This window comes from Cupriavidus pampae (assembly GCF_914271485.1).
GTDB classification, from domain to species: domain Bacteria; phylum Pseudomonadota; class Gammaproteobacteria; order Burkholderiales; family Burkholderiaceae; genus Cupriavidus; species Cupriavidus pampae.
In genome coordinates this window covers 338,783-363,785 of record NZ_CAJZAG010000005.1, presented here as the reverse complement: position 1 = coordinate 363,785, position 25,003 = coordinate 338,783, and the positions used below count along the sequence as shown (strand labels likewise).

Here is a 25,003-nt window from a genome sequence, read left to right as displayed (position 1 = left end):
GGGTGGCGGGGGCTTGCATGGGGCTTCTGCGTTTGCGGGTCACGGCGGGCTCACTTCAAAAACTGCGGAATGTCTCGCAGAGTATGCCGAGCTTTGTGTCTGGGCAGGGATCAGGATGGCACGCTTGCAGGCCAAAAAGATGCTCGTTCTGGCCACTACGTCTTGCACTTGCGTCTGGCTAATTTTCCTAACAAGTTGGCCCGATTGGACGCTCAGTTCAAGCGCGAAAAAATCGCCCGCATCGTAAAGTCAATTCACGTAAATCGATCTCGAAGGTAGCAAGGGAAATTCATGCTCACGGGCCCTCCACTCACCAGCAACGTTGACACGCCAGCGCCACCCCAGGCGTCCGTTGCACCCGCGGCGCCCGCATTCACGTTGCGCCTCGCCACTGGGTTGATCGGCGTGCTGCTCGCATCGATGCTCGCGATCCTCAACGAGCAGGTGACCGCACTCGCGCTGGCCGATATTCGCGGCGCGTTCCTGATCGGCCGTGACGATGGCACGTGGCTGACTGCATTGTTCGAGGCCGCCAACGTGGCGACCATGGCGTTCGCGCCGTGGTTCGGCATCACGTTCACGCTCAAGCGATTCACCGTCGGCGCGGTGATCGCCACCATGTTGTTCGGCGTGCTGTGCCCTTTTGCGCCGAACCTGACCAGTCTCTACGTGCTGCGCGTGTTGCAGGGGATCTCCGGTGGTTGCCTGCCGCCGATGTTGATCGTCGTGGCGCTGCGCTATCTGCCGCCGAAGGTGAAGCTGTACGGCCTGGCCGGTTACGCGATGACCGCGACCTTCGGTCCGGCGCTCGGCACGCCCCTGGCGGCACTGTGGACCGAGTATGTCAGCTGGAAGATGGCGTTCTGGCAGATCGTCCCGCTTGGGCTGCTGGCCTGTGCGGCGACGCAATGGGGGCTGCCCGAAGATCAGCCGCGCCTCGAACGGCTACGGGCGTTCAACTGGATGGGCTTCCTGACCGGGGCCCCCGCGCTTGTGATGCTGGTCATCGGCCTGCTGCAGGGCGATCGCCTCGACTGGTTCGAGTCGGACTTTATCTCGCTGATGCTGATCGGCGGCATGGCGTTGCTTGTGGTGTTTCTGCTGAACGAATGGTTTCAGCCGGTGCCGTTCTTCAAACTGCAACTACTGGCGCGCCGCAACTTCGCGCACGGCCTGACCACGCTCGCGGGCGCGGTGATCCTGCTCGTGGGCGTGGCCGCCATCCCGGGCCAGTTTCTTGCGCAGGTCCATGGCTACCGTCCTTTGCAGACCACGCCGCTGTCGCTGCTGGTTGCGGGGCCGCTGCTGATCACGCTGCCATTGACGGCCGCGCTGCTCAATCTGAAGAAAGCCGACCATCGCTGGGTGATGGCGATCGGGCTCATGCTCATGATCGCCACGTGCCTGCTGGGCAGCTTCATGACCTCCGAATGGATTCGCGACAACTTCTATACGTTGCAGGCGCTGCAGATCCTGGCGCAACCAATGGTCATCGTGGCGATCCTGATGGGCGTGACCACGGGACTGCCGCCGACTGAAGGGCCGTTCGCTTCGGCCATGTTCAATTCGCTCAAGGGCTTCGCGGGTGTGGCGGCGACCAGCCTGCTCGAAGGCCTCGGCACCGCGCGCGAGCACTTCCACTCGCACATGCTGGTGGATCAGCTCGGCAATCAAGGTGTGGCCGTCGGGGATCGCTACGACACGCCCGCCGCGCTGGCCCAGCTTGCCCATCGTGTTCACGAGCAAGCCCTGGTGCTGACCTCCGCTGATCTGTATCGCGTCATGGCCTGCATTGCCGTTGCGTTGCTGATTCTCGTATCGCTGCTGCCCGTGCGCATCTATCCGCCCTGGTGCACGACGCCGCCATCTTCCAAAAATTAAGGGACGTTTTCATGTCAACCGCTACTCGCCCCCCTCTCAACATCGCTCCTCTCAAGGTTGTTCGTATCGTTGCGGCGCTCGTCATCCTTGGCATTCTCGTGTGGGCCTGCGTGAAGCTGCTGGGCAAGCCCGGTACCGAATCCACCAACGATGCGTATGTCGTGGCCGACTTTACGCTCGTGGCGCCACGCGTGCCCGGGCAGATTCTCGAGGTGCATATCGAGGACAACCAGTGGGTCAAGCCCGGCGATCTGCTGGTACGCATCGACGACCGCGACTTCAAGGCGGCGCTGCAAAGCGCGCAGGCCGACGTGGTGGCGGCGCAGGCCTCCGTGGCGAACTACGAAGCGGAGATCGCGCGCCAGCCGTCGTTGATCGAGCAGGCCCGTGCGCGCCTGCGCGCCGATGACGCATCGATCGAATTCGCACGTGCCAATGCCGCGCGTTACCGCAATCTGTCGGAAGCGGGTGCTGGCACCACGCAGGAGCAGCAACGCTCGAGCAGCGCGCTGGCGGAGTTGCTCGCGCAGCAGGCGCAGAATCGCGCCGTGCTGAGCACCACGGAGCAGAACCTGCCCGTGCTGCGCACCCAGCGCGACAAGGCCGCCGGTGCGCTGGCGCGCGCGGAGGCCGTGCAGGAGCAGGCCAAGCTCAATCTGTCGTACACCGAAATCCGCGCGCCGATCGCCGGCAAGATCGGTCGCCGCTCGGTGCGCGTCGGTGCGTATGTCACGGCGGGCACGCCGCTGGCGGCCATCGTGCCGATCTCGGACGCATACGTTGTGGCGAACTTCCAGGAAAACCAGATCGCGAACATGTCTCCCGGCGACAAGGTGAGCATCAAGGTGGACAGCTTTCCGGGTACCGAGATCCATGGTCACGTCGATAGCCTTGCGCCGGCCACCGGCGTGAGCTTCGCACCGATCGCGCCGGATAACGCCACGGGCAATTTCACCAAGATCGTTCAACGTGTGCCGGTGAAGATCACGATCGATCGCGGCCAGAAGGCCACGCTGGAGCTGAGCGTGGGCCTGTCCGTGGATGCGACGGTGGACCTCGGCTCCCACAGCGGCAATCAGAAACTGGCGGGAGGTGGAAAATGAGCACGGCAAACCTTGCCTCGCGTCCCTTGGGGGCGTGGTTGGCGGCGTTGACGTTGTGCGCGCTGGCAGGCTGCGCCGTCGGGCCCGACTTCCAGCGGCCCGAGTCGTCCACGCCAGAGGTGTTCAAGCGCACCGAAGCGGCCCAGGCACCGAGCCGGGCGGTGGAGGCCGAGTTCAAGGCCGAGTGGTGGACACTGTTCAACGATCCGGTCCTGAACGCGCTGGAGGCGCGTCTGGTCGAGTCGAACCTTGATCTTGCCGCGGCGTCGGCACGCCTCGTGCAGAGCCGCGCCGCACTGAAGATCGCAGGCGCCGCGCAGTTTCCCAAGGTCGACGCGGCCGGATCGTACTATCGCGAGCGTGGCAGCCCCAACGGCATCCTGTCGCTGCTGGGCAATCCTCCGGTCGGCACCCAGTCGCAGTCCGCATCGGGCGATTCGCCGTTCGCGGTGGCGCCGCTACCGGGCGAGAAGAGCTCGCCGCCCTATGACCTGTGGCAGTTTGGCTTCGATGCCTCATGGGAACTTGATATCTGGGGGCGGGTACGTCGTACTGTGGAAGCCGCGTCGGCGCTGACGGCAGCGTCCTACGAGGATCGCAATGCCGTCCTCCTGTCCGTACGCGCGGAACTCGCCAAGGACTATGTGGACTTGCGCGATACCCAGTCGTTGCTGGACATTGCGAAGCAAAACCTCAAGATCGCGCGCGATAGCGAGACCCTCACGCAGGTGCGCCAGCGCGAGGGCGTGATTACGGACCTCGACGTGGCCAATGCTTCGGCACAGGTGGCGACGATCGAAAGCCTGATCCCCACGCTGGAAGCGCGCGCCGATGCCGAGATCAATGCGATCGGCCTGCTGCTGGCGCAGGAGCCCGGCGCGTTGCGCGAGACGCTGGCCGAGGGCGAACTGCCGTCGCTGCCCGCCAAACTGCCGATCGGCTTCTCGTCCGAGTTGCTGCAACGGCGGCCCGATATCCGCCGCGCGGAAGCACAGTTGCATGCGGCCACTGCCTCGATCGGCATGGCCAAGGCCGACTTCTATCCGCGCATCCAGCTGAACGGCAGTGCGGGCTTCCAGAGCCTTCAGTTGTCGAGTCTGGCCGACTGGGCCTCGCGGCAGTTTGTGGTCGGGCCGTCGATCACGCTGCCGATCTTCGAAGGCGGACGCCTGACGGGCACGCTGCGTCTGCGCGAAGCGCAACAGCAGGAGGCGGCAATCGTCTACAGGCAGACGGTGCTCAGGGCATGGAGCGAGGTCGATGACGCCCTGGTCGTGTACGACGCCGAACAACGCCGCCGCGACCGGCTTGCCGCAGTGGTCAGCTTCAACCAGAAAGCGCTGACGGTGGCGCAGCAGCGCTACAAGGCCGGTGCGGTCGACTTTCTCGAGGTGCTCAATGTCCAGAAGCAACTGTTGCAGGCGCAGAGCAGTCTCGAGCAGAGCCGCGCGGCGACGGCGGCCAATCTGATCGGCCTGTGCAAGGCGCTGGGCGGTGGGTGGGAGACGGTGTACGCGAAGCTCGAGGACTAAGTACGCGTTTTGGGCCACGGTGGCCCAAAACAGCGATGGTTGTTGTCGGATGGCAAGAAGTGCCGTGATTGATATCGCGGCGCCACTTCTATACTCGCGTCGTGCACCGGGTAGAGGGGAGGCCGCGGTGTCAATCCCATGACAACACCATATGCAAACACTGCAAGACACCGCTCAATCAAGGGACCAGCACGAGATCTCGATCCGGCATCTGCCAGTCAATCTGTTCGCTTCCGTCATGGGGATTTCGGGGCTCGCGCTGGCGTGGCGGGTCGCCGCGCATCAGTACGGTGTCGGCGCGCTCGTCTCCGACTTCGCCAGTTCGCTGGCGATCGGGCTGTTCGTGATCCTGGCCGTGTCGTATCTGTGCAAGGCGATCCGCTATCCGCAGGCGGTGCTCGGTGAGTTTCGTCATCCCATTGCGGGCAACTTCTTTGGCACGGTGCCGATTGCCGTGCTGCTGATCTCGTCGCTGATCGCGCCGGTGGCACCGGTGTTGGCGGAAGTCGTCTGGACCGTCGGTTCGATTGCCACGATCGTGCTGGCGTTCACGATCTTCAGCCGGCTGGTGAAAGGGGAGATCGATGCCGGCCATGCGTTGCCCGCATGGCTTATCCCCGGTGTGGCGACGCTGGATATCGCGGTGGCAGGCGGCACGCTGCCGATGGAATGGGCGCGCGAGCTCAATATCTTCTCGCTGGCGATTGGCACCATCATTGCGCTGGTGTTCTTCACCATGATCGTGTCGCGGCTGATCCATCACGACAAGTTGCCCAGCAATATGGTGCCATCGCTGATGATCATGATCGCGCCGTTCGAGGTCGGTTTTCTGGCCTATACGAACTTCACGCGGGAAATCGACGCGTTTGCGGCGGTGCTGTTCTACTTCGGACTGTTCCTGTTCCTGGCGCTGTTCGGCAAGGTCTTTCGGCGCAGCATTCCATTTACGGCGGGTTGGTGGGGTGTGAGTTTCCCGGTGGCCGCGCTGACCAACGCCGCGCTGAAGTACGCCGAGGCGACCAAGGTGTGGCCCCTCGCGGTGCTCGCTCTCGTGCTGCTTGCGTTCCTGACCGTGGTAATCGTGGTGCTGCTGGTCAGGACCATCCGCTCGCTGACGAATGGCCAGCTGCTGTCGGGACGCTGAGGGACGTTGAGGGAGCGAGGGGCTTAGCGCTTCGGCGTGGTCGTCAGACGCAGCATCGCGGCGCCTTGCTCGTCCAGGCGCGGCGCATGCTGCGGGTGCGGCTCCACCAGTTCCTGCAGGCGCTGGTTCTCGTGCAGCAGTCGCAGCCGAAAATCCTTCGGCGTAATGTCGAGGCGCCGCGTGAAGATCATGCGCATATGCGTGGAACTGTGGAAGCCGCTGCGGAACGCGACGGTCTTCAGCGGAATGTCGGTCTGCTCGAGCAGCTTCTTGGCAAAATCGACGCGCACCTGCTCGACAAAGACCGACGGGGAGACCTTGGCGTGCTTGGCAAAGGTGCGGCTGAACGTGCGGCGGCTCACGCCGACGGCGTCGGCCAGTTCCTCGATCGAGAACGCGTCGGCGATATGGTCGTTGACGTAGCGCAGCGCCTTGCTGACCACCGAGTCTTCCTGCGGGCCCACCGCGAGGTACGGGCTGTATTGCGACTGACCCCCATCGCGGCGGATATAGACGATCAGACGCTTGGCCACCTTGATGGCCAGCGCATGACCGTGGTCCTCCGCAATTAACGCAAGGCAGAGGTCGAGCGCTGCCGCGACGCCGCCGCACGTAAAGACGTTGTCATCGCGCACGAAGATGCGATCCGGCCGGACGTGCGTGCGGGGGAAGTGTTCCTGCAGGCGTTTGGTTTCGGTCCAGTGCGTGGTGACTTCACGGCCATCGAGCACGCCCGCATGGGCGAGCAGGAAGACGCCATTGCAGATGCCGGCAAAGCGGCGGCTCGTGGTTGTCTTGTCGCGCAGCCAGGCAACAAAGGTCGGATCGGGTTGCATGGCCGGCGTGCGCGGCCCGCCCGCCACCAGCAGCAGATCGCATTGCTCGGCGTAATGCGTGTAGTCCATCGCGACGCCCAGCGTCATCCCGTTGGAGCACGTGACGCCGTCGGAGCGCACGCCCACGATCGAGATCTCGTAGCGCTTGCTCGCAGGCAGGAACGCATTGGCCTCGGAGAACACGTCCATGGGGCCGGCGACGTCCAGGGCCTGAACGCCGTCAAATACAACAACAGCTAGCTTCATCTGGGATGCACTACTTCAGGGGCGCGATATTCGAGAATATCAGATGTTGCCATTGAAGCAGCCTGTTGCGGCGCATCAGCGGAACGGTTGATCGGCATGCTGTGTGTCTTCCGTCGCATGACGGAATGCGCGATAGGCTTCCACCAGTTCGAGCAGGCTGAAGCCGAGGTTGCGGCCGCTCGGATTGGGCAGGACCCAGACCCGGGACGGTCCAAGCCGGGCGGCCTGCGGGCCCCAGTCGATCGTGCGTTGATGGGAGAGCGAGGTATAGGCGGCCTTGCCGAGAAACGCGATATAGGCGGGCCTGAACTGTTCGAGCCGCGCTACCAGTGACGCCGCGCTCCCGGTGTACTCGTGCGTCGACAACTCGGCCGCGCTCGCGGTGGGACGGCTGACGACCGTGGTCAACCCATAGCCGTAGTCGAGCAGGCGATGCCCTTCGGACGGAGAGAGTCGGTGGTCCGTGAAGCCGGCAAGGTGCATGGTCTGCCAGAACCGGTTGCCATTGCCCTCGAAATGAAAGCCGGTTGCCGCAGCGCGCAGGCCGGGATTCAACCCGCAGAAGACGCCGATCAGTCCCGGCCTCAGCAAATCCTCCAACCCTGTCACTTGTCTGTCCTGTCATTTGCCGGCGCGTCGATGCCTCACGGCGTGACTATAAAGAAGTCCGCCGCTGTGCGGTGTACGAGAGACCTTCAATGCCGGCCAAAATCGTTCGATTTCGGGCCACGCCGATGAGGACGATGCCAACGCATAGCCGGTTCAGGCCAACTTGTTGCCGTTAGCGGCGATGTGCATTTCAGCAGGAAAACCGCGACCTAGAATCAACGCGTAGGTTTTCTTCTGGAGACGCAAATGTCGGCAGTTCCGAATGAAGTCATGAAGTACATCCCCGACGCGCAGGGCGACGACGATCCCGGCGAGACCGCCGAGTGGCTCGATGCCTTGAATGGGGTCATCGCGAACGTGGGCTCGCAGCGTGCGCATTATCTGATCCAGAAGCAAATCGAATTCACCCGCATCAACGCCGAGCATGCGCCATTCTCGTACGACACGCCGTACGTCAATACCATTCCGGTCGGCATGCAGCCCGTCATGCCCGGCGATCAGGCCATTGAACATACGATCCGCTCGTATATGCGATGGAACGCGGTGGCAATGGTGCTACGCGCCGGGCGCGAGACCAATGTCGGTGGCCATATCGCATCGTTCGCCTCGGCGGCCACGCTTTACGACGTTGGCTTCAACCACTTCTGGCATGGCGCGACCGCCGCGCACGGCGGCGATCTGGTGTTCTTTCAGGGGCATTCGTCGCCAGGCATCTATGCGCGCGCGTTCCTCGAAGGCCGGCTGTCGACCGCGCAGCTCGACAACTTCCGCCAGGAGACTGGCGGTGGCGGCATTCCGTCGTATCCGCACCCATGGCTGATGCCGGACTTCTGGCAGTTCCCGACCGTATCGATGGGGCTTGGTCCGATCATGGCCATCTATCAGGCGCGGTTCATGAAGTACATGCAGGCGCGCGGCATCGCCGTGACCGAAGGCCGCAAGGTGTGGGCCTTCCTCGGTGACGGCGAGATGGACGAGCCCGAATCGCTCGGCGCCATCGGCATGGCCGGCCGCGAGCGCCTGGACAACCTGATCTTCGTGATCAACTGCAATCTGCAACGGCTGGATGGGCCAGTGCGTGGCAACGGCAAGATCATTCAGGAGCTGGAGCATCTGTTCGGCGGCGCCGGCTGGAATGTGGTCAAGCTGGTATGGGGCAGCCGCTGGGATGCCTTGCTGGCGCGCGACCACGATGGCGCATTGATGCGCCGCATGATGGAAGTGGTCGACGGCGAGTATCAGACCTACAAGTCGAAGTCCGGTGCCTACGTGCGCGAGAAGTTCTTCAATACGCCGCAACTGAAGCAGATGGTCGCCGACTGGACCGACGACGAGATCTGGCAGTTGAACCGTGGCGGCCACGATCCGCACAAGATTCATGCGGCCTATGCCAAGGCCACCACGTCCAACGGTCGACCGACCGTGATCCTGGCCAAGACCATCAAGGGCTATGGCATGGGCGAGGCGGGGCAGGGCCTGAACAACACGCATCAGCAGAAGAAGATGCAAGTAGAGCAACTGAAGAAGTTTCGCGATCAGTTCCGCCTGCCACTCTCGGACGAGGCGTTGTCCGAGGTTCCATATCTGTCGTTCGAGGAAGGTTCGAAGGAGCGCGAGTATCTGCACGCGCGGCGCGAGGCGCTCGGCGGCTACGTGCCATCGCGGCGCCAGAAGGCCGAATCGCTGCCGACGCCGCCGTTGAGCGCGTTCGACGCGCTGCTCAAGGGCACCGGCGAAGGCCGCAAGATGTCCACGACCATGGCGTTCGTGCGCTTTCTCAGCGTGCTGCTCAAGGACAAGGCGCTTGGCAAGCGGATCGTGCCGATCGTGCCGGACGAATCGCGCACGTTCGGCATGGAGGGCTTGTTCCGGCAGATCGGCATCTGGAATCAGGATGGCCAGCGCTACGAACCCGAGGATTCCGGCCAGTTGATGTTCTACCGCGAGTCGGAAAGCGGCCAGATCCTGCAGGAAGGCATCAACGAGGCTGGCGGCATGTCCGACTGGATCGCCGCGGCTACCGCGTACTCGGCGCACGGCGAAGTCATGATCCCGTTCTTCGTCTTCTACTCGATGTTCGGCTTCCAGCGCGTGGGCGATCTGGCCTGGGCCGCCGGCGATATGCGCTCGCGCGGCTTCCTGCTGGGCGGCACGGCCGGCCGCACCACGCTCAATGGCGAGGGTCTGCAGCACCAGGACGGCCATTCGCTATTGCAGGCTTCGACGGTACCGAACTGCATCAGCTATGACCCGACCTTTGCCTACGAGCTCGCGGTGATCATGCAGGATGGATTGCATCGTATGGTGACGGAGCAGGAGGATGTCTTCTATTACGTCACGTTGATGAACGAAAACTACGAACAGCCGCCGATGCCGCAGGACCCGGGGGTGGCCGAGGACATCGTGCGCGGCATGTACGCGTTCCGCCGTTCGACGGCCGACGCTGCGCTACCGCGCGTGCAACTGATGGGCGCGGGCACCATCTTCAACGAGGTGATTGCCGCGGCCGAACTGCTCGAGCGCGACTGGGGTGTGGCCGCCGACCTGTGGAGCGTGCCGGGCATTACCGAACTCGCGCGCGAAGGGCACGCCGTCCAGCGCTGGAACCTGCTGCATCCCACCGAGCCGCAACGCGTCTCGCATCTCGAGCGCCTGCTGCAAGGAGCGCCCGGCCCCGTCATTGCCTCCACCGACTATGTCAGGGCGCTGACCGAGCAACTGCGGCCTTTCGTGCGGCAGCGCTTCGTCGTGCTGGGCACCGACGGCTTCGGCCGCTCCGACACGCGCGAGAAGCTGCGCGATTTCTTCGAAATCGACCGGTATTGGATCACGGTCAGCGCGCTCAAGGCGCTCGCGGACGAGGGCACCATCGATGCGAAGGTGGTGGCGGATGCGTTGCGGCAATACGCGTTCGATCTGGACAAGCCGAACCCGGCAAAGGTGTAAGTTGGCGCAGGAACGATTGGCCAGAAATCGCAAGCAGATGGCCGCTAATGGTCACAGCAATTCACGCGAGCGATAGCTGGCCAACCTAGACTTCAATCAAGATGAAGTCAGGACAAGGTTGGCATCATGATTGAAGAAGGTAATACCTCATTCTTGTTTGGCGGCAACGCTCCTTATGTCGAGGAGCAATACGAGGCGTATCTGACGGATCCGTCTTCGGTATCGGAACCCTGGCGCGACTACTTCAATGCGCTGCAGCGCGCGCCGGCCGTGGATGGCTCGAATGCCGGTGATGTCGCGCATGCCCCGGTGCTGTCGCGCTTTCTGGCATTGGCCAAGCAATCTGGTGCCAGGGCCGGCGGGGCGTCTAACGGTCCGAAGACCGTGCGCAAGCAGCTGGCGGTGCAGGCCATGATCCTCGCCTATCGCATGGTGGGCACGCGCAACGCGAATCTCGACCCACTGCGCTGGACACCGGCGCTGCCGGTACCCGACCTGAGTCCGGCGTTCTACGGTCTGACGGCGTCGGACATGAAAGCCACATTCGATGTGTCTGGCACCGGCTTCGCGGCAGATGAGTTGCCGCTGGATGCGCTCGTCGACGCATTGAAGGACACATACTGCGGCACGCTGGGCGCCGAGTACATGTACCTGACCGATCCGCATCAACGCGACTGGTGGCAGACGCGGCTCGAGTCGACGCGCGCGAAGGCGACGCTCGATGACGGCGACAAGCGCCATATCCTCGAACAACTGACCGCCGCCGAAGGGCTGGAGAAGTACCTCCACGCTCGCTATGTAGGGCAGAAGCGCTTTTCACTGGAAGGTGGCGAGTCGCTGATCGTCATGCTGGACGAACTGATTGGCTACGGTGCCACGCGAGGTGTGAAGACTTCGGTGCTCGGCATGGCCCATCGTGGACGGCTGAACGTCATGGTGAATATCGTCGGCAAGTCGCCTGCGGCGCTGTTCGACGAGTTCGAAGGCAAGACCGCGAATCTGCTGCCGGCTGGCGACGTCAAGTACCACAAGGGCCATACCGGTATGCGGCAGACCCCGTCCGGTCCGGTCGAAGTGACCATCGCGTTCAACCCGTCGCATCTGGAGATCGTCAACCCAGTGGTGCAGGGCATTGCGCGCGGCCGCGCGGAAGCGCTGGGACTGCCCGACAGCGCGGTGCTGCCCGTGGAGATCCATGGCGACTCGTCGATCTCGGGGCAGGGCGTGGTGATGGAGACCATGAACATGTCCGGCACGCGCGCCTATGGCACGGGCGGGACCATCCATATCGTCGTCAACAACCAGGTGGGCTTTACGACTTCGGACCCGCGCGATACGCGGTCGTCGTTCTATTGCACCGATATCGCCAAGATGATCGAGGCGCCGGTGCTGCATGTGAATGGCGACGACCCCGAGGCCGTGATCGCGGCCACGCGCCTGGCGATCGACTTCCGCGCGACGTTCCACAAGAGCGTGGTCATCGAATTGCTCTGCTTCCGCCGGCATGGCCATCAGGAGCAGGACACGCCGAATATCACGCAGCCGCTGATGTATCGCTCCATCGCGGGGCATCCCGGCGTGCGGGCGTTGTATGCCGCCAAGCTCGTCGATGAGAAGCTGGTGACCGCCGAGGACGTGGAGCACTACACGCGCGCCTACCGCGATCGCCTGGAGCACGCCGAGCCGGCCGACGATGCGAGTGCGGACGCGGCGTTCGCCATGAAGAAGACGGCGGCCGCGGTGCCACAGGTGTCCATGGATGATCTGCAGGCGCTGGCGCGCCGGATCACCGAAGTGCCAGCGGGCTTTACGTTGCATCCGCTGGTCGAGAAGGTGGTTGCCGCACGGCGCGAGATGGCGGAAGGCAAGCGCGCGCTCGACTGGGGCATGGCCGAGCATCTGGCATTCGCGTCGCTGCTGTCGTCGGGCACCAGCGTGCGCCTGAGCGGACAGGACAGCGAGCGCGGCACCTTCAGTCATCGTCATGCGGTGTTCCACGATCAGCAGCGCGTGGCGCGCGGCCAGGGTGTGCATGTGCCGCTGGCAGGCGTTACCGCGAATGGGGCGAAGCTCTCGATCGCCAACTCGATTCTCTCCGAAGCTGCCGTGCTTGCCTTCGAATACGGCTACTCGCTGGTCCGTAAGGATTCGCTGGTGTTGTGGGAGGCGCAGTTCGGCGACTTCGCCAACGGTGCGCAGGTGGTCATCGACAATTTCCTGTCGGCCGGCGCGGTCAAGTGGGGCCAGCATAGCGGCGTCACGCTGCTGCTGCCGCACGGTCAGGAAGGCCAGGGGTCCGAGCACGCGTCGGCGCGGCTCGAGCGCTATCTGCAGCTCTGCGCCGAGCACAACCTGCGCGTGGTCCAGCCGACCACGCCAGCGCAGATCTTTCATCTGCTGCGCGAGCAGGCCACGGGCAAGGATCGGGTGCCACTGGTGGTGATGACGCCAAAGTCGTTGCTGCGGCATCCGGAAGCGACCAGCAGTCTCGATATGCTGGTGCACGGCAAGTTCGAGGCCGTGCTGACCGAGCCGCGCACGGCGGAGCAGGCCGCGCGCGTCGAGCGGTTGATTCTCGCCACGGGCAAGGTCTATTACGAGCTGCTTGCGCGCCGCAAGGCGCTGGGCAAGGACGATATCGCGTTGATGCGCGTGGAGCAGCTTTATCCGTTCCCGGCGCAGCAGATTGCCGCGGAGCTCGCACGCTATCCGCATCTGACGGAAGTCGTCTGGTGTCAGGAAGAGTCGCGTAACCAGGGCGCCTGGACCTTTGTGGTCGAGAAGCTTTGGGAACTAGTCAAGACACCTGCCACGCTGCGCTATGTAGGCCCGCCCGAGAATGCCTCGACCGCGCCGGGATATCCGTCGATGCACGTCGAGCGTCAGCGGCAATTCCTGGCTGCGGCGCTGGAGTCGTAATGGGCAAGAGACCACCAGTGGATACCGCCGAAAGTGGCGGCGAGCGTGGCGACGAGAGTTGCGACGAGGCATCTCTCGCCGCGCGGACGCTCAAGGTGGTCGGTGACAGCTGGACGTTGATGCTGGTCGAGGAAGCACTGGCTGGAACGCGCCGGTTCGGCGCGTTCCAGAAGAACCTCGGCGTGGCCACCAACATCCTGAGCGCGCGGCTGCGCGTGCTGGTCGACCACGGCATTCTTGAGATGCGTGCCTGTGCGGACCGCAGCGACTGGCGCGAGTATCACCTGACCGACAAGGGCAGGCAGCTCGGACCCGTGATCGCAGCCATGCGGCAATGGGTCGGCGAGCACGTGGCGCGCCCCTCCTGAAGTTTCCCCTCCGAATCCGCGCAACTTCATCACGTCACCACGTCATCAGGCGATGGCGCTGGGCGGGCTTTACCTATTTCCAACAACAAGGAGAATATCGTGACTACCCCATCCGCTCCGGCCGATAGTCCTCACGCACCCGCGGTGGCATCGCGAGGCAAGATCCTCATGATGGCCATCATTGCTGGCGCGGTCATCACCAATATCTATTGCACGCAACCGATTCTGCCGCTGATTGCGACGGGGCTGCGCATCGATGTGACGATGGTGGATCTTGTCGCGGGCGCCGCATTGCTGGGCTTCTCGACGGGACTGGCGCTGCTGCTGCCGCTCGGCGATCGTTTCGATCGCCGCAAGCTCGTACTCACCCAGATCGCACTCGCGTTCGTGTTCGCTATCCTGGCCGCGCTGTCGCCCGGTGTCTGGGCACTGATCGGCGCCTCGTTTGGTCTTGGCATCGTGAGTTGCGTGCCTCAGCAACTGGTGCCGTTCGCGGCCGTCATGTCGCGTCCGCAGGAACGGGGTCGTTCGGTCGGCACGGTCGTCAGCGGCATCATGGTCGGTATTCTGCTTGGCCGCACGATCGCCGGCGTGGTGGGTGCGGCGTATGGCTGGCGCGCGGTGTATGGGATGGAAGCGGCGTTCATGATCCCGGTGTGGATCGCCGCCGCGATGCTGCTGCCGCGCGGCGTGCCGTCGACGAACCTGTCGTATGGCCGGCTGCTGGCCTCGCTCTGGCCGCTCGCGCGCGACAATCGTCCGATTCGGGAGTCGATGATCATTCAGGCGCTGCTGTGGGCGTGCTTCAACGCGTTCTGGGTCAACCTCGCCGCGTTGCTCGTCAGCGGGCCGTGGCATCTCGGCAGCGCATGGGCGGGTGCCTTCGGCATCATCGGTGCGGCGGGCGCGCTGGCGGCGTCGCTGGGCGGCCGCGCGGCGGACCGGCTCGGTTCCCGTCGGGTGATTGGTGCCAGCATCGGCATCGTGATCCTGTCGTTCGTGATCCTGGCAGGCGCGGACTGGTCGCTGGTGGCATTGATCGTTGGTGTGATCGTGCTCGACATCGGCGTGCAATCCGGGCTGGTCTCCAATCAGACCCGCGCGTTCGCGGTCGATCCCAAGGCGCAGGGCCGTATCAACAGCCTGTACATGACGGCGACGTTCTTCGGCGGCGCGGTCGGCACCGCGGTCAGCGGCTGGATCATGAGCCAGTACGGCTGGACCGGCATCGTGGCCTTCGGCATCGCACTCGGCCTGCTGGCGGCGGTGCTGCACTGGGCTGGCGGCAGGAAGTCGAATCTGCGCGTACCGGGCGGTGATCTTTCGGCGAGCTGAAATGGAGAACGGGCACCTTCAACCGCAAGGTGCCCGCCTGGAAAGTGTCGAAGCCCTCCACGCATGGAGGGCGTGTCGTTTAGAAGCGGTGCCGCACCCCCATCACCACGCCGAGCTGATCCTTGCCCGGCTGCACGTTGTAGACCGCGGTAGTACCGCTGCCGCTGTTGAAGCCATTCACGCCCAGTTGCGAGTTCTGCTTGTTCATCGAGTAGGACACCGACGCGTAGACGTCGGTGCGCTTGGAGAACGCATAGTCGCCGGTCAGCAGGAATTGCCACGGATCCGAACCGGTCTGCCGGAAGTCCTGATAGTAGGCAGCACCGGTCAGCGAGAACGCCGGGGTCATCCGGTAGACCGCGCCGAGCCAATAGAGATTGGAACCCGCATCGGCGGCCTGCGCACCCGGCAGTCTTGCGCCGTCATACGCCTTGGCCATGCGATACCCCGCGAACGTCTTGAGGTTGCCCACGGTGTAGCTGCCGGCCACCCCGATACGGCGCAGCACCGGTGCCTGATTCGTCGCGGTGCCAACGTGAAGGTCGTCATAGGTCACGCCTACCGAGACCGGGCCGGACGCATAGTTGATGAAGGTGCCGAACTCGCGTCCGAACACATTGCTGCCCGCCACCTCGTTGCCGTTGGACTGGAACGAGTAGAACGCCTGCGCGTTGATCGGGCCGAACTGGCCGACATACTTGAGGGCGTTGTCCGCACGCGAGCCGAACTCCGGTGCAATGGCCAGAATGCCGTAGTGGTCGGCAATCACGGTCGGATCATAGGCACTGCCGAACTCGCGAATCGAGGTTTGCTGGCGACCGAGGAACAGGCTGCCGTACTTGCTCTCCAACCCTACGTTCGCCTCGCGGCCAAACAGACGGTTCGACTGGCCCGAGTTGCCCGTGTCGATATCGAAGCCGCTCTCCAGGCGAAAGATCGCCTTGAGGCCGCCGCCGAGGTCCTCCACGCCGCGCAGACCCCAGCGCGATCCCGACTGATTGCCCGACGTGACACGCGCCAGGCCGTTGCCGTTCTTCCCGGCGTTGGTGAGATATTCAATCCCGGCATCAGCCACTCCATACAGCGTCACGTTCGACTGCGCATACGCGACATTGGCCAACATGGAAGCGGCGGCTACCGCTAATACCTTCTTCATTACATCTCCAGATGATTGTTGTAAAACTACTTTAAAAACCGAGTTAAATGATAGAGACGCCGCACTCCATGAATTGCGGCAATTGCATGGTTATTGGGCCAACATCTGTCCGACACTGGCCATGACGGGCGCGAGGGTCTCGTTTGCTCGTAGAATTTGATTCGAGGCAAGCCGCGCTTGCGCGCCAGAGGGGAGATATCTTGAACACGAAGAAACTGGATGAATTTGCCGACTGGGGCGATTGGGAAAATTTCTGCCGAGTGGTGGAGGCCGGCAGCTTCACCGCAGCCGGGGATATCGCGGGCATTCCAAAGCAATCGATCAGCTTCTCGATTGCGCGGCTGGAGGCACGGCTTGGTAATCGGCTACTCGATCGCAGCACGCGCAGGGTTCGCGTGACGGATATCGGTCAGACGTTCTACGCACGCATCGCGCCACTGCTGAACGATCTGCGCGAAGCGGACAACGACGCCAAATCGACGCAGCAACAGGTCTCGGGCACATTGCGTGTGGCGGCGCCGTATGAGACCGGTTGGCTGCATCTCGCGCCAGCGCTCGTTCGATTGCTGAAGGCGCATCCGGCGCTGAAGGTGGAAGTGGACGATACAAGGAAGATTCCCGATCTGATCGAGCAGCGTTACGACATCGCATTCGTCAAGACCGATACGAGGCTGCCGGACAGTTCAATGGTGAGCAAGCATGTGGTCGCGATGGAGCGTGGGTTCTATGCCGCGCCGGAGCTGATCGCCGAGCGTGGCCTGCCGCGCACGCTGCAGGAGATCGCGTCGTGGCCGATGATCGTGGACCCCGACGACAGCGAGTGGGAGCTGCTCGATGGCGACCGCGAAGTGGGCCGTATCTCTCTGTGCCCGTGTATCCGCACGCCGAACGTCGAGCTGCGCGTGCGCGCGGCGATCGCGGGCCTGGGTGTAATAAGAATGCTGCCGGCCTATATCAAGGACGATATTCGGCGCGGCGAGCTGATCAGATTGTTTCCACATCAATATTCGTCTCCGCTGGAGGTCTATGCGCTGACGCCAGCGCGCAGACTGGTCCCGCCGAAGGTGCGCGCGTTACTCGATGCGTTCGAGGATCCGGCGAAAATCGATAGCTGAAGAGCGATCGCTGAAGAGCCTCAGCGATCGCAGGCGGGCTTATGCGCCTTCCGTGTACGGATCGCGCGGCTCGTTGACAGCGCGGCTTGCGCTGGCATTGATTGCGGATTGCGTGGCGGCCTTGCCGATGCTGCCATCGAGGCGCGCATGATCGGAGACGACTTGCGAGGCGCCGGCGGTCGAGACGAGCGCGGCCATGCCAACACTCACGAGTACTGCATTAAAGAAAATCTTCATGATGAATTCCCTGAAATTGATTGGAATTGCGGCAATGCCCGCACAGCTAATGTAGGGGTCGTCGAGGTGCCGAACAACAACGCACCGTAGACACACTGTCGCTGCGCGTGGACAACATTTCGCAAAAAAATCAGGGACGATCGAACGTCTGCCGGTAGGCGAACAGGCCCGGCGTACCGCCGGTCATGATGAATAGCGCGCTGCTGCCTGCGGCAATCGCGCCGCGGCGGATATCGTGCAGCAGACCGGCAAACGCCTTGCCGCTATAGACCGGATCCAGCAGCAGGCCTTCGGTTTGCGCCAGCAGGCGTACCGCCTCGAGCATGCCGTCGGTTGGAATGCCATAACCTTCACCGAGCTGGCTGCCGTCGATGCGCACGGCATCGGCTGCCACCGAGGACTGGAACCGCAGTTGTGCCTGCACCTGCGCGATCAAATCGCGTGTCTTCGTGATTGCCACGTCAAGCGGGCTCAGCACCGTGAACGCCTGGATCCGCTCGGGCTGTGCATTGGCCATGGCGAGGCCGATCGCAAGGCCCGCATGCGTGCCAAAGCTGCCGCTCGGAATCACGATATGCGAGAACGCTTCGCCACGCTGCGCTTCCTGTTCGAGCAATTCCCGCGCACCCGACACGTAGCCGAGCGCGCCGATCGGCGTCGAACCGCCCAGCCCTGCGACGTACGGCTTGTAGCCGAGGGTTCGCAATTCGTTGGCCCGTTCATGTGCGAACGCGAGCGCGTCGGTGCCGCGCGGCACCTCGTGCACGGTCGCGCCGAACAGCTTGTCCAGCAGCACGTTGCCGTTCTGCGTATAGCCGTCGCCGTCATAGCTCACCATTGGTGCCAGCACGAGTTCGCACTTGAGACCCAGACGCGCGCATGCGGCCGCACTGAGGCGCGCGTGGTTCGACTGCAATCCGCCGGTGGTCACGAACGCATCGCAGCCCTGCGCGAGCGCATCGCCAAGCAGATATTCGAGCTTGCGAAGCTTGTTGCCGCCGCCGCCCACGCTCATCAAATCGTCACGCTTGACGTAGAGCGCAACGTCGCTGCGCAGCACCGATTCGAGCCGGTTCAGACGCTGGATGGGTGTGGGTCCGTCGATCAGCCGGACACTGCTGATGGCGTCCAGCGAGTTGAATAGAGCGGTCATGGTCGTTCCTCGGAAAAGCTTTCTCAATGCGCGGGGCGGAAGGCCGCCCCGTTTGGCTTCAGCCGCATGCCACTGGCCAGCGACTTCCACGGCAGATCGGCCGGATCGGCGGCCATCGGTCCCGGTGCCTTGGCCACGAGAATCGCTTCGGCGATCGGTCCAAAGTCGGCGCGGAAATGCACCGAGCTCTTGTTGACGAGGATCTTCATGCGTTCGGGCACGATGCCGGCCATGCGAAACAGGTTGCGATCGTTCATCGACGTCTTGGCGCTCGACACCACCACGCTTACGCCGCCGATGCGCAGGCATGCCGTGGGCCCGACGTCGACCTGCGAGCCGGTCATCATCGGACCCTCGAATATGCAGCGACCATCGGACAGGTGGACCACTTCGAACGCTGCATATAGCGGTGCGTCACCGGCCACGCCTGATTGCCCGCCCAGGGCGCAGGTGATGGTTGCGCCGACGCCCGCTTCATGCGCGAGCCTGGCCACGGCCGGGTCGTAGAGCAGACCTAGCGCCGCATCGACGGCATGGTTGTCGATCAGCGCGCGCAGCATGCCCGTGGTGTTGGAGTCGGCGCCGCCAAACGGGTTGTCCTGGGTGTCGGCGATGACCACGGGGCGACTCGCGCCGGTGGCGATGCGCATCGCTTCGCGTACGGCAACGTCGGGTGCCAGCAGCTCGATCGACCATGCGGCCTCGTCGTCGGCGATCGAGGCATACAGCGCATCGACGGCGCGGCGCGCGGCGCTGGCATCTTCCGCATACCCCCATACGACCGGGCCGCAACCGGGGAAATCGGCGGCGGGAAAGCCCGGTGTGAATGACATCGACGCCATGCCCATGCCGGCCTCCAGCGCGGCGATACGCTCATACACCTGCTGTGCCGGTGCCATCAATGTGCACATCGCATTGACCGGAATCAGAAACGGCAGGCGCCGTGACACGCGCGTCAGCCGCTGTTCCGAGGCAATCTTCGCCAGGAGGCGCGCGCATGCGCGGCCGGTGTCGGCCATATCGACATGTGGATAGGTGCGATAGGCCACCAACCCATCGGCCATTGTCAACATGCGCTCGGTCACGTTGGCGTGGAGGTCCAGCGAGGCGACGATTGGCACCCGCGCGCCCACGATCTCGCGCAACCGCGACAGCAACTCGCCTTCGCCATCGTCGATATGCTCCGCCACCATCGCGCCATGCAGGTCGAGGTAGATCGCATCGGGCGCAAGTTGCACGGCGGCCTCGGTGATCTCGCCCGCGATGCGCTCGTAGGCCTGGCGCGTGACATGTGCGGATGGGCTCGCCGCGGCCCACACCACTGGCAATAACGTATGGCCGAGGGCCAGTGTCTCCGCGATAAAGCCGCCCGCCGGAATGTTGACGTCCTGCAGCGCGAGCATGGCATCGCCACGCGACATCGCGGGAAAGCCTTCGCCGCGCACGAAGTTGTCGTAGTCGGCGCGGCTTGGCGCGAAGGTATTGGTCTCGTGTTGAAAGCCGGCGATCAGTATCCGCATGATGGGTGATGAAGACTCGGTGACAGATTTAAACGGTGGCGGCCGCGCGGCCGGGCTTGTTGGCCAGCAGCGCGGCCGCGCCGCACACCAGCAGCACGACCATCGGTGCCAGGCTCAGCGACAGGCTGCCGGTGGCGCCCTTGACCCAGCCGATCAGCGTCGGGCTCAGGAAGCCGCCGATCAGGCCGATCGAGTTGATCAGCGCAATGCCCCCCGCCGCGGCTTCGCCTTTCAGGTATTCCGATGGCATGGCCCAGAACACGGTATAGGCGGTCCATATCAGCGCGGTGGCGAGCGTGATGCTGATCAGCGATACATACAGATTGCCGATGCTCAAGGCCGACACCGCCAGCGCCACGGCGCCGAGCAATGCGGGGATGGCGCTGTGCCAGCGTCGCTCGCCGCGTGCGTCGGAGCGCCTGGCCACGACATACATCGCAACCACGGCCACCAGATACGGTACGGCCGAGTAGAAGCCCAGCGTCATCAGGTCGGCGACGCCCGATGCCTTGAGAATCGTCGGCAGCCAGAAGCTGATCGCATAGATGCCGCAGATCACGCAGAAATAGCCGAGGGCCATCACATAGATGCGCGGATCGGCTGAGACCTGCCGGAAGCCGTGATGCTTTCCGCGCCGGCTGCCAAGCTCCGCGCTGACCATGGCCTTCTCGCTTGCATCGAGCCACTTCGCGCTGGCCACGTTATCGGCCAGGCAGCAGTACACGACGATGCCGAGCAGCGCGCACGGCACGCCCTCGATCAGGAACATCCATTGCCAGCCGGCCAGTCCATGCGCGCCCGCCAGCGAAGTCATCAGCCACGTGGAAAGCGGCGCGCCGACGATGCCGCTGATCGGCGCGGCGGCCATCACGATGGCCATCACGCGCGCCAGCCGCGCCTGGGGATACCAGAGCGTCAGGTAATACACCATGCCCGGCGCGAAACCCGCTTCGAATACACCGAGCAGGAAGCGCAGGACGTAGAACATCGTGACGTCACGCGTGAACATCATCGCGGCGGACGTCAGGCCCCACAGCACCATGATCCGGCTCAGCGTCTTGCGCGCGCCGATCCTTGGCAGCAGCAGGTTGCTGGGAATCTCGAACACCATGTAGCCCAGAAAGAAGATGCCGGCGCCAAGGCCGAACGCGGCATCGCCCAGACCGATGTCCGCCTGCATCTGTAGTTTGGCGAAGCTGATGTTGACGCGATCGAGGTAAGCAAACAGATAGCAAAGCATCAGGAGCGGCAGGATCCGCCAGCTGATCTTGCGGTAGACGCCGGCGTGGTCGCCGATCAAAGCGGTGGGGGACGGTGCGTGCATGTGGCTCTCGGGTGGTAGTGGAACTACGACACAGCTGCTCACAACGCCGCGATAGTAGTAGCGCGAGGGGGTGATTGAAATAGCAACTTAAGTTGATTAGAGTTGCCTTTTTGGCAACACCTCAAAGGGGGTGCTCCATGAACGACGTGAACCAGCGGCGGCTGCGTTACTTTCATGAAGTGCTGACGCTGGGCTCGATTCGCGCCGCGGCCGATCGGCTCAATACGGCGCCGTCCGTCATCACGCGGCAGATCCGTCTGCTCGAGGAGGAAGTCGGCAGCGTGCTGTTCGAGCGCGCACCGCAGGGCATGGTGCCGACCGAGGCAGCGCATCATCTGCTCGAGTACTGGCGCGGCTGCCAGACGCAGAAGCAGCATCTGGAGGACCAGTTGAACCAGATGCGCGGACTCGAGCGCGGCCACGTGCGCGTGGCGATCGGCGAGGGCTTCGTGGACAGCCTGATGGACGACGTGCTCGGCGAGTTCTCCGATCGTTACCCGAAGCTGGAAGTGGTGGTCAGCGTGGTCTCGGTGAGCGATGTGGTGGCCGAGGTCATCGACGATATCGCGCACGTGGGGCTGGCCTACAACCCGCCAGTGGCCGCCGATGCGCACTGCCGCGTGAGCGTGCCGCATCCGGTGAAGCTGTTGGTGGGCGCATCGCATCCACTGGCGCGGCGCAAGGGACCCGTCACGCTCGATCAGGTGCTGGCGCACCCACTGGCGCTGATGAGCAAGGACTTTGGCCTCGGCCAGTTGATCCAGGCCGTGATGTATGCGGAGAAGGTGCGCGTCGCGCCGACGCTGACCGCCAACTCGCTGGTCGTGCTCAAGCGCTTTCTACGCGCGGGAAAGGGCGTGACCTTCGCGCCTGAATTCGGCGCCGTGCGCGAACTGGCATCGGGCGAGCTGGTGGCGCGGCCGATCCACCATCCCATGTTTCAGGCCGCGCAGGCCAAGCTGCTGGTGCGCGCGGGTCGGCCGCTGTCGCCCGCGGCCGATACGCTGCGCAAGTGGATGCTGTCCCGCATGACGGCGTTCGCGCGCGCCAGGATCGTGGATTGAACCGCTAGTCCGCCTTGGTCAGCGCGGCGACGAGCTCGGCCAGGCTCGATACCGTGAGGTCGGGCCGCGCCTCCGCGGCACCTTCGCCGGACAGGCCCAGCAGGCGGCCGGGTCGGTTGATCCACGCGCTGCGCAGGCCCAGCTTGTTCGCGGGCGTGATGTCCGCGCGCAGGCTCTGACCCACGTGCAGGATGCGTTCGCGCGGCACACCGAGGCGGCCCAGCTCGCCAATGCCGGTGTCGAAGTGTGGCCAGTCGGGTTTGTAGGCGCCCACGCGCTGCGCGGTCACCACCACATCGAAGCGGAAATCGAGGATGCGGCACGACGTTTCGAGCGAGGCCACGTCGATATTGCTGAGCGCACCGATCCGCGCCGACTGCTGCAGGCGCACCAGTCCATCGTGACTGTCGGCAAAAGCGGGCCACGTATGCGGACTGGCCGCGAACTGGCGGCGCCGGTCTTCGTTCACGGGCACGCCGAACTCCGCGCAGATCTGGTCGAAGCATTTCTCCAGCACCACGGGATAGAGGTGCGCGGGTCGTTCCTTCTGGATGCGCGCGCGGGCGCCATCGAAGGCCATGACCAGGGTCTGCGCATCGGCGGCGACGCCGTGCTCGGCGGCCCAGCGCAGCAGGAAGTCGGCGATGGATGGCTCCCAGTCGATCAGCGTGCCGTAGACATCGAATGTGATGGCGTCGAAATCGGACAAACGGAGGTCGGGGAGGTGGAGGGAAGTCATGTCGGAAGCCTTGTCGTCATAGTCGGGTTGCTTCACAAAATAATCGATTATCGATAATTTTGGAAGGAAGAAATCGTTTGGCGGGTCGTTCAGCAAATCCCGTGCAACTGTCCTATAATCATTGACATTGCAACTATTGATTGGGCAATAAAATGACCTCCGAGTCACGCGAAGGGCAGGACGGCACCGCGCTAGCGAAGCCCGGGCAGGTGCTGCCGTTCCGCGAATCGCTGATGGCGATGCTGGGTATCGCATTCGTTGTCATGCTGGTGGCGCTCGACCAGACCGTGGTCGGCACCGCGCTGCCAACCGTCGTCGCAGAACTGCAAGGGTTCGAGTTCTACGCGTGGGTCGCCACCGCGTATCTGCTGACTTCCGTGATCACCGTGCCGATCTTCGGACGGCTGGGCGACGACTACGGGCGCAAGCCGTTCGTGCTGGCCTCGATCATCGTGTTTATCGCCGCCTCCGCGCTCTGCGGCATGGCCAACAGCATGCAGTTCCTGGTCGTGGCGCGCGCGCTGCAGGGCATTGGCGGCGGCATGCTGGTGGGTACCGCGTTCGCTTGCATTCCCGATCTGTTTCCCGACCCGCATGTGCGGCTGCGCTGGCAGGTGATGATGAGTACCGCGTTCGGCCTGGCCAACGCGGTGGGTCCCTCGCTCGGCGGCGTGCTGACCGAATGGTATGGCTGGCGTGCGGTGTTCTACGTGAACCTGCCAGTCGGCCTGCTCGGCCTGTGGTTCGCCTGGCGTTATCTGCCGCATCTGCGCCCGCAGGCGCGCACCGGCTCGACGCGTGTCGACTGGTTCGGCGCGTTCCTGATCGCAGCCGGGCTCGGCACCATGCAGTTGTCAGTGGAGTGGCTACCCGAGCGCGGGCTCGATCTCGTGACCGTTGGTCTGCTGGTCCTGTCGATCGCGTCGTTCGTGTCGCTATGGCGCTGGTCGCTACGCTGCCCCAATCCGATCCTGCCGCTCGAGATGTTCCGCAATCCGGGCCTCGCGCCGCTGTTCCTGCTGGCCGTGCTGTCCGGTTTCGTGATGTTCTCGCTGTTGCTCTATGCGCCGCTGCTGTTCCAGGGTGGATTCGGCTACTCGCCGAAGGAGGCCGGTCTCGTGATCACCCCGATGGTGGTGTGCATCACAGTCGGCAGTATCGTCAATGGCCGTATCATCACGCGTATCCCGTTGCCCAACAGCATGCTCTACGCGGGTTTCGCGCTGCTCGCGCTGGCCTGCCTGGGCCTGACGCAGGCCACGCGCGGCATGGACCATCACCTGTTGCTGGGGATCATGTTGCTCGGTGGGCTCGGGCTTGGCTTTATCATGCCGAACCTGACCGTGTTCGCGCAGCAGACCGCGGGCCGCGCGCAGCTCGGCATCTCCACCGCGATGCTGCAGTCGCTGCGCATGGTCGGCGGGATGATCGGTACCGCGCTGGTCGGCACGCTGGTGACGCGCAGCTATACGGGTGGCGTGGAGCGCGCGCTGAATTCCGCGGGCGCGCTGGACTGGGCGACGCGTATGAGCGATCCGCAGATTCTGATCGACCGCGCCGCGCAAGGGGCCTTGCTTACCCAATTGCAGCAGGCAGGGCACAATGGAGCCCTGCTGCTCGAGCAGGCACGGTTGTCGCTGGTTGGCGCGATCCATCTTGGCATGGCGCTGGCGGCGGTTATCGCGATCATCGGCATCTGGCGCTCGCGCCGTGTGCCGCCGGTCAAGCTCGTGCGCGTGCACGAGCCGGTAATGGCGGCGGATTGATCAGCAACTG

General features: G+C 63.9%; 19 protein-coding genes. 11 read left to right on the top strand and 8 right to left on the bottom strand.

The window, feature by feature from the left end:
* Positions 1 to 291 precede the first annotated feature (291 nt).
* From LDO41_RS14720 to LDO41_RS14705, 4 genes are all read left to right on the top strand, one after another.
* Positions 292 to 1,881, top strand: a complete 1,590-nt coding sequence (locus tag LDO41_RS14720) for an MFS transporter (protein ID WP_290370888.1) — start codon at positions 292 to 294, stop codon at positions 1,879 to 1,881.
* A gap of 11 nt (positions 1,882 to 1,892) precedes the next feature.
* Positions 1,893 to 2,984: an HlyD family secretion protein gene (locus LDO41_RS14715; protein ID WP_223989354.1), complete on the top strand. Its 1,092-nt coding sequence runs from the start codon at positions 1,893 to 1,895 to the stop codon at positions 2,982 to 2,984.
* The gene (locus LDO41_RS14710; protein WP_223989352.1) at positions 2,981 to 4,516 is read left to right on the top strand and encodes an efflux transporter outer membrane subunit; all 1,536 of its coding nucleotides are present in this window, start codon (positions 2,981 to 2,983) and stop codon (positions 4,514 to 4,516) included. The genes LDO41_RS14715 and LDO41_RS14710 overlap by 4 nt, the downstream gene beginning before the upstream one ends.
* A gap of 151 nt (positions 4,517 to 4,667) precedes the next feature.
* Positions 4,668 to 5,660 (top strand): SLAC1 anion channel family protein, encoded by a 993-nt coding sequence (locus LDO41_RS14705; protein ID WP_223989350.1) that lies wholly within the window; start codon positions 4,668 to 4,670, stop codon positions 5,658 to 5,660.
* A 23-nt stretch (positions 5,661 to 5,683) separates the two neighbouring features.
* Here LDO41_RS14705 and LDO41_RS14700 read toward each other — a convergent pair whose 3' ends face one another.
* Complete coding sequence (locus LDO41_RS14700; protein ID WP_223989348.1) at positions 5,684 to 6,742, bottom strand: GlxA family transcriptional regulator; 1,059 nt, start codon at positions 6,740 to 6,742, stop codon at positions 5,684 to 5,686.
* Between the two features lie 75 nt (positions 6,743 to 6,817).
* A complete protein-coding gene (gene mug / locus LDO41_RS14695) occupies positions 6,818 to 7,351 on the bottom strand; it encodes a G/U mismatch-specific DNA glycosylase (RefSeq protein WP_223989346.1) in 534 nt (177 codons plus the stop codon).
* Positions 7,352 to 7,597: 246 nt separating this feature from the next.
* On the opposite strand from mug, the gene aceE reads away from it, so the two are divergent.
* From aceE to LDO41_RS14675, 4 genes are all read left to right on the top strand, one after another.
* The gene (gene aceE, locus LDO41_RS14690; protein ID WP_223989344.1) at positions 7,598 to 10,297 is read left to right on the top strand and encodes a pyruvate dehydrogenase (acetyl-transferring), homodimeric type; all 2,700 of its coding nucleotides are present in this window, start codon (positions 7,598 to 7,600) and stop codon (positions 10,295 to 10,297) included.
* A 126-nt stretch (positions 10,298 to 10,423) separates the two neighbouring features.
* Positions 10,424 to 13,216, top strand: coding sequence for a 2-oxoglutarate dehydrogenase E1 component (locus tag LDO41_RS14685; RefSeq protein ID WP_223989342.1), 2,793 nt, complete (start codon positions 10,424 to 10,426; stop codon positions 13,214 to 13,216).
* A 17-nt stretch (positions 13,217 to 13,233) separates the two neighbouring features.
* On the top strand, positions 13,234 to 13,584 hold the full coding sequence (locus tag LDO41_RS14680) for a winged helix-turn-helix transcriptional regulator (RefSeq protein ID WP_223989340.1): 351 nt from the start codon (positions 13,234 to 13,236) through the stop codon (positions 13,582 to 13,584).
* Positions 13,585 to 13,683: 99 nt separating this feature from the next.
* The gene (locus LDO41_RS14675) at positions 13,684 to 14,919 is read left to right on the top strand and encodes an MFS transporter (protein WP_223989338.1); all 1,236 of its coding nucleotides are present in this window, start codon (positions 13,684 to 13,686) and stop codon (positions 14,917 to 14,919) included.
* A gap of 79 nt (positions 14,920 to 14,998) precedes the next feature.
* Here the strand turns inward: LDO41_RS14675 and LDO41_RS14670 are convergent, their stop codons facing one another.
* Positions 14,999 to 16,075, bottom strand: a complete 1,077-nt coding sequence (locus LDO41_RS14670; protein WP_223989336.1) for a porin — start codon at positions 16,073 to 16,075, stop codon at positions 14,999 to 15,001.
* A gap of 200 nt (positions 16,076 to 16,275) precedes the next feature.
* Between LDO41_RS14670 and LDO41_RS14665 the strand changes: the two genes are divergently transcribed.
* The gene (locus LDO41_RS14665; RefSeq protein ID WP_223989335.1) at positions 16,276 to 17,190 is read left to right on the top strand and encodes a LysR family transcriptional regulator; all 915 of its coding nucleotides are present in this window, start codon (positions 16,276 to 16,278) and stop codon (positions 17,188 to 17,190) included.
* Between the two features lie 39 nt (positions 17,191 to 17,229).
* On the opposite strand, the gene LDO41_RS14660 is transcribed toward LDO41_RS14665, so the two are convergent.
* From LDO41_RS14660 to LDO41_RS14645, 4 genes are all read right to left on the bottom strand, one after another.
* On the bottom strand, positions 17,230 to 17,427 hold the full coding sequence (locus LDO41_RS14660; protein ID WP_223989333.1) for a hypothetical protein: 198 nt from the start codon (positions 17,425 to 17,427) through the stop codon (positions 17,230 to 17,232).
* Between the two features lie 130 nt (positions 17,428 to 17,557).
* Complete coding sequence (locus LDO41_RS14655) at positions 17,558 to 18,580, bottom strand: D-cysteine desulfhydrase family protein (protein ID WP_223989330.1); 1,023 nt, start codon at positions 18,578 to 18,580, stop codon at positions 17,558 to 17,560.
* Positions 18,581 to 18,603: 23 nt separating this feature from the next.
* Complete coding sequence (locus tag LDO41_RS14650; RefSeq protein WP_223989328.1) at positions 18,604 to 20,100, bottom strand: M81 family metallopeptidase; 1,497 nt, start codon at positions 20,098 to 20,100, stop codon at positions 18,604 to 18,606.
* Between the two features lie 28 nt (positions 20,101 to 20,128).
* Positions 20,129 to 21,424 (bottom strand): MFS transporter, encoded by a 1,296-nt coding sequence (locus LDO41_RS14645; protein ID WP_223989326.1) that lies wholly within the window; start codon positions 21,422 to 21,424, stop codon positions 20,129 to 20,131.
* 137 nt (positions 21,425 to 21,561) lie between these two features.
* Between LDO41_RS14645 and LDO41_RS14640 the strand changes: the two genes are divergently transcribed.
* Positions 21,562 to 22,488 carry a LysR family transcriptional regulator gene (locus tag LDO41_RS14640; protein ID WP_223989323.1) on the top strand — a complete coding sequence of 309 codons (927 nt, stop codon included), beginning with the start codon at positions 21,562 to 21,564 and terminating at the stop codon, positions 22,486 to 22,488.
* Between the two features lie 4 nt (positions 22,489 to 22,492).
* Here the strand turns inward: LDO41_RS14640 and LDO41_RS14635 are convergent, their stop codons facing one another.
* Positions 22,493 to 23,263: an HAD family hydrolase gene (locus LDO41_RS14635; protein WP_223989322.1), complete on the bottom strand. Its 771-nt coding sequence runs from the start codon at positions 23,261 to 23,263 to the stop codon at positions 22,493 to 22,495.
* A gap of 116 nt (positions 23,264 to 23,379) precedes the next feature.
* Between LDO41_RS14635 and LDO41_RS14630 the strand changes: the two genes are divergently transcribed.
* On the top strand, positions 23,380 to 24,993 hold the full coding sequence (locus tag LDO41_RS14630; protein WP_223989320.1) for an MFS transporter: 1,614 nt from the start codon (positions 23,380 to 23,382) through the stop codon (positions 24,991 to 24,993).
* Positions 24,994 to 25,003: the final 10 nt, after the last annotated feature.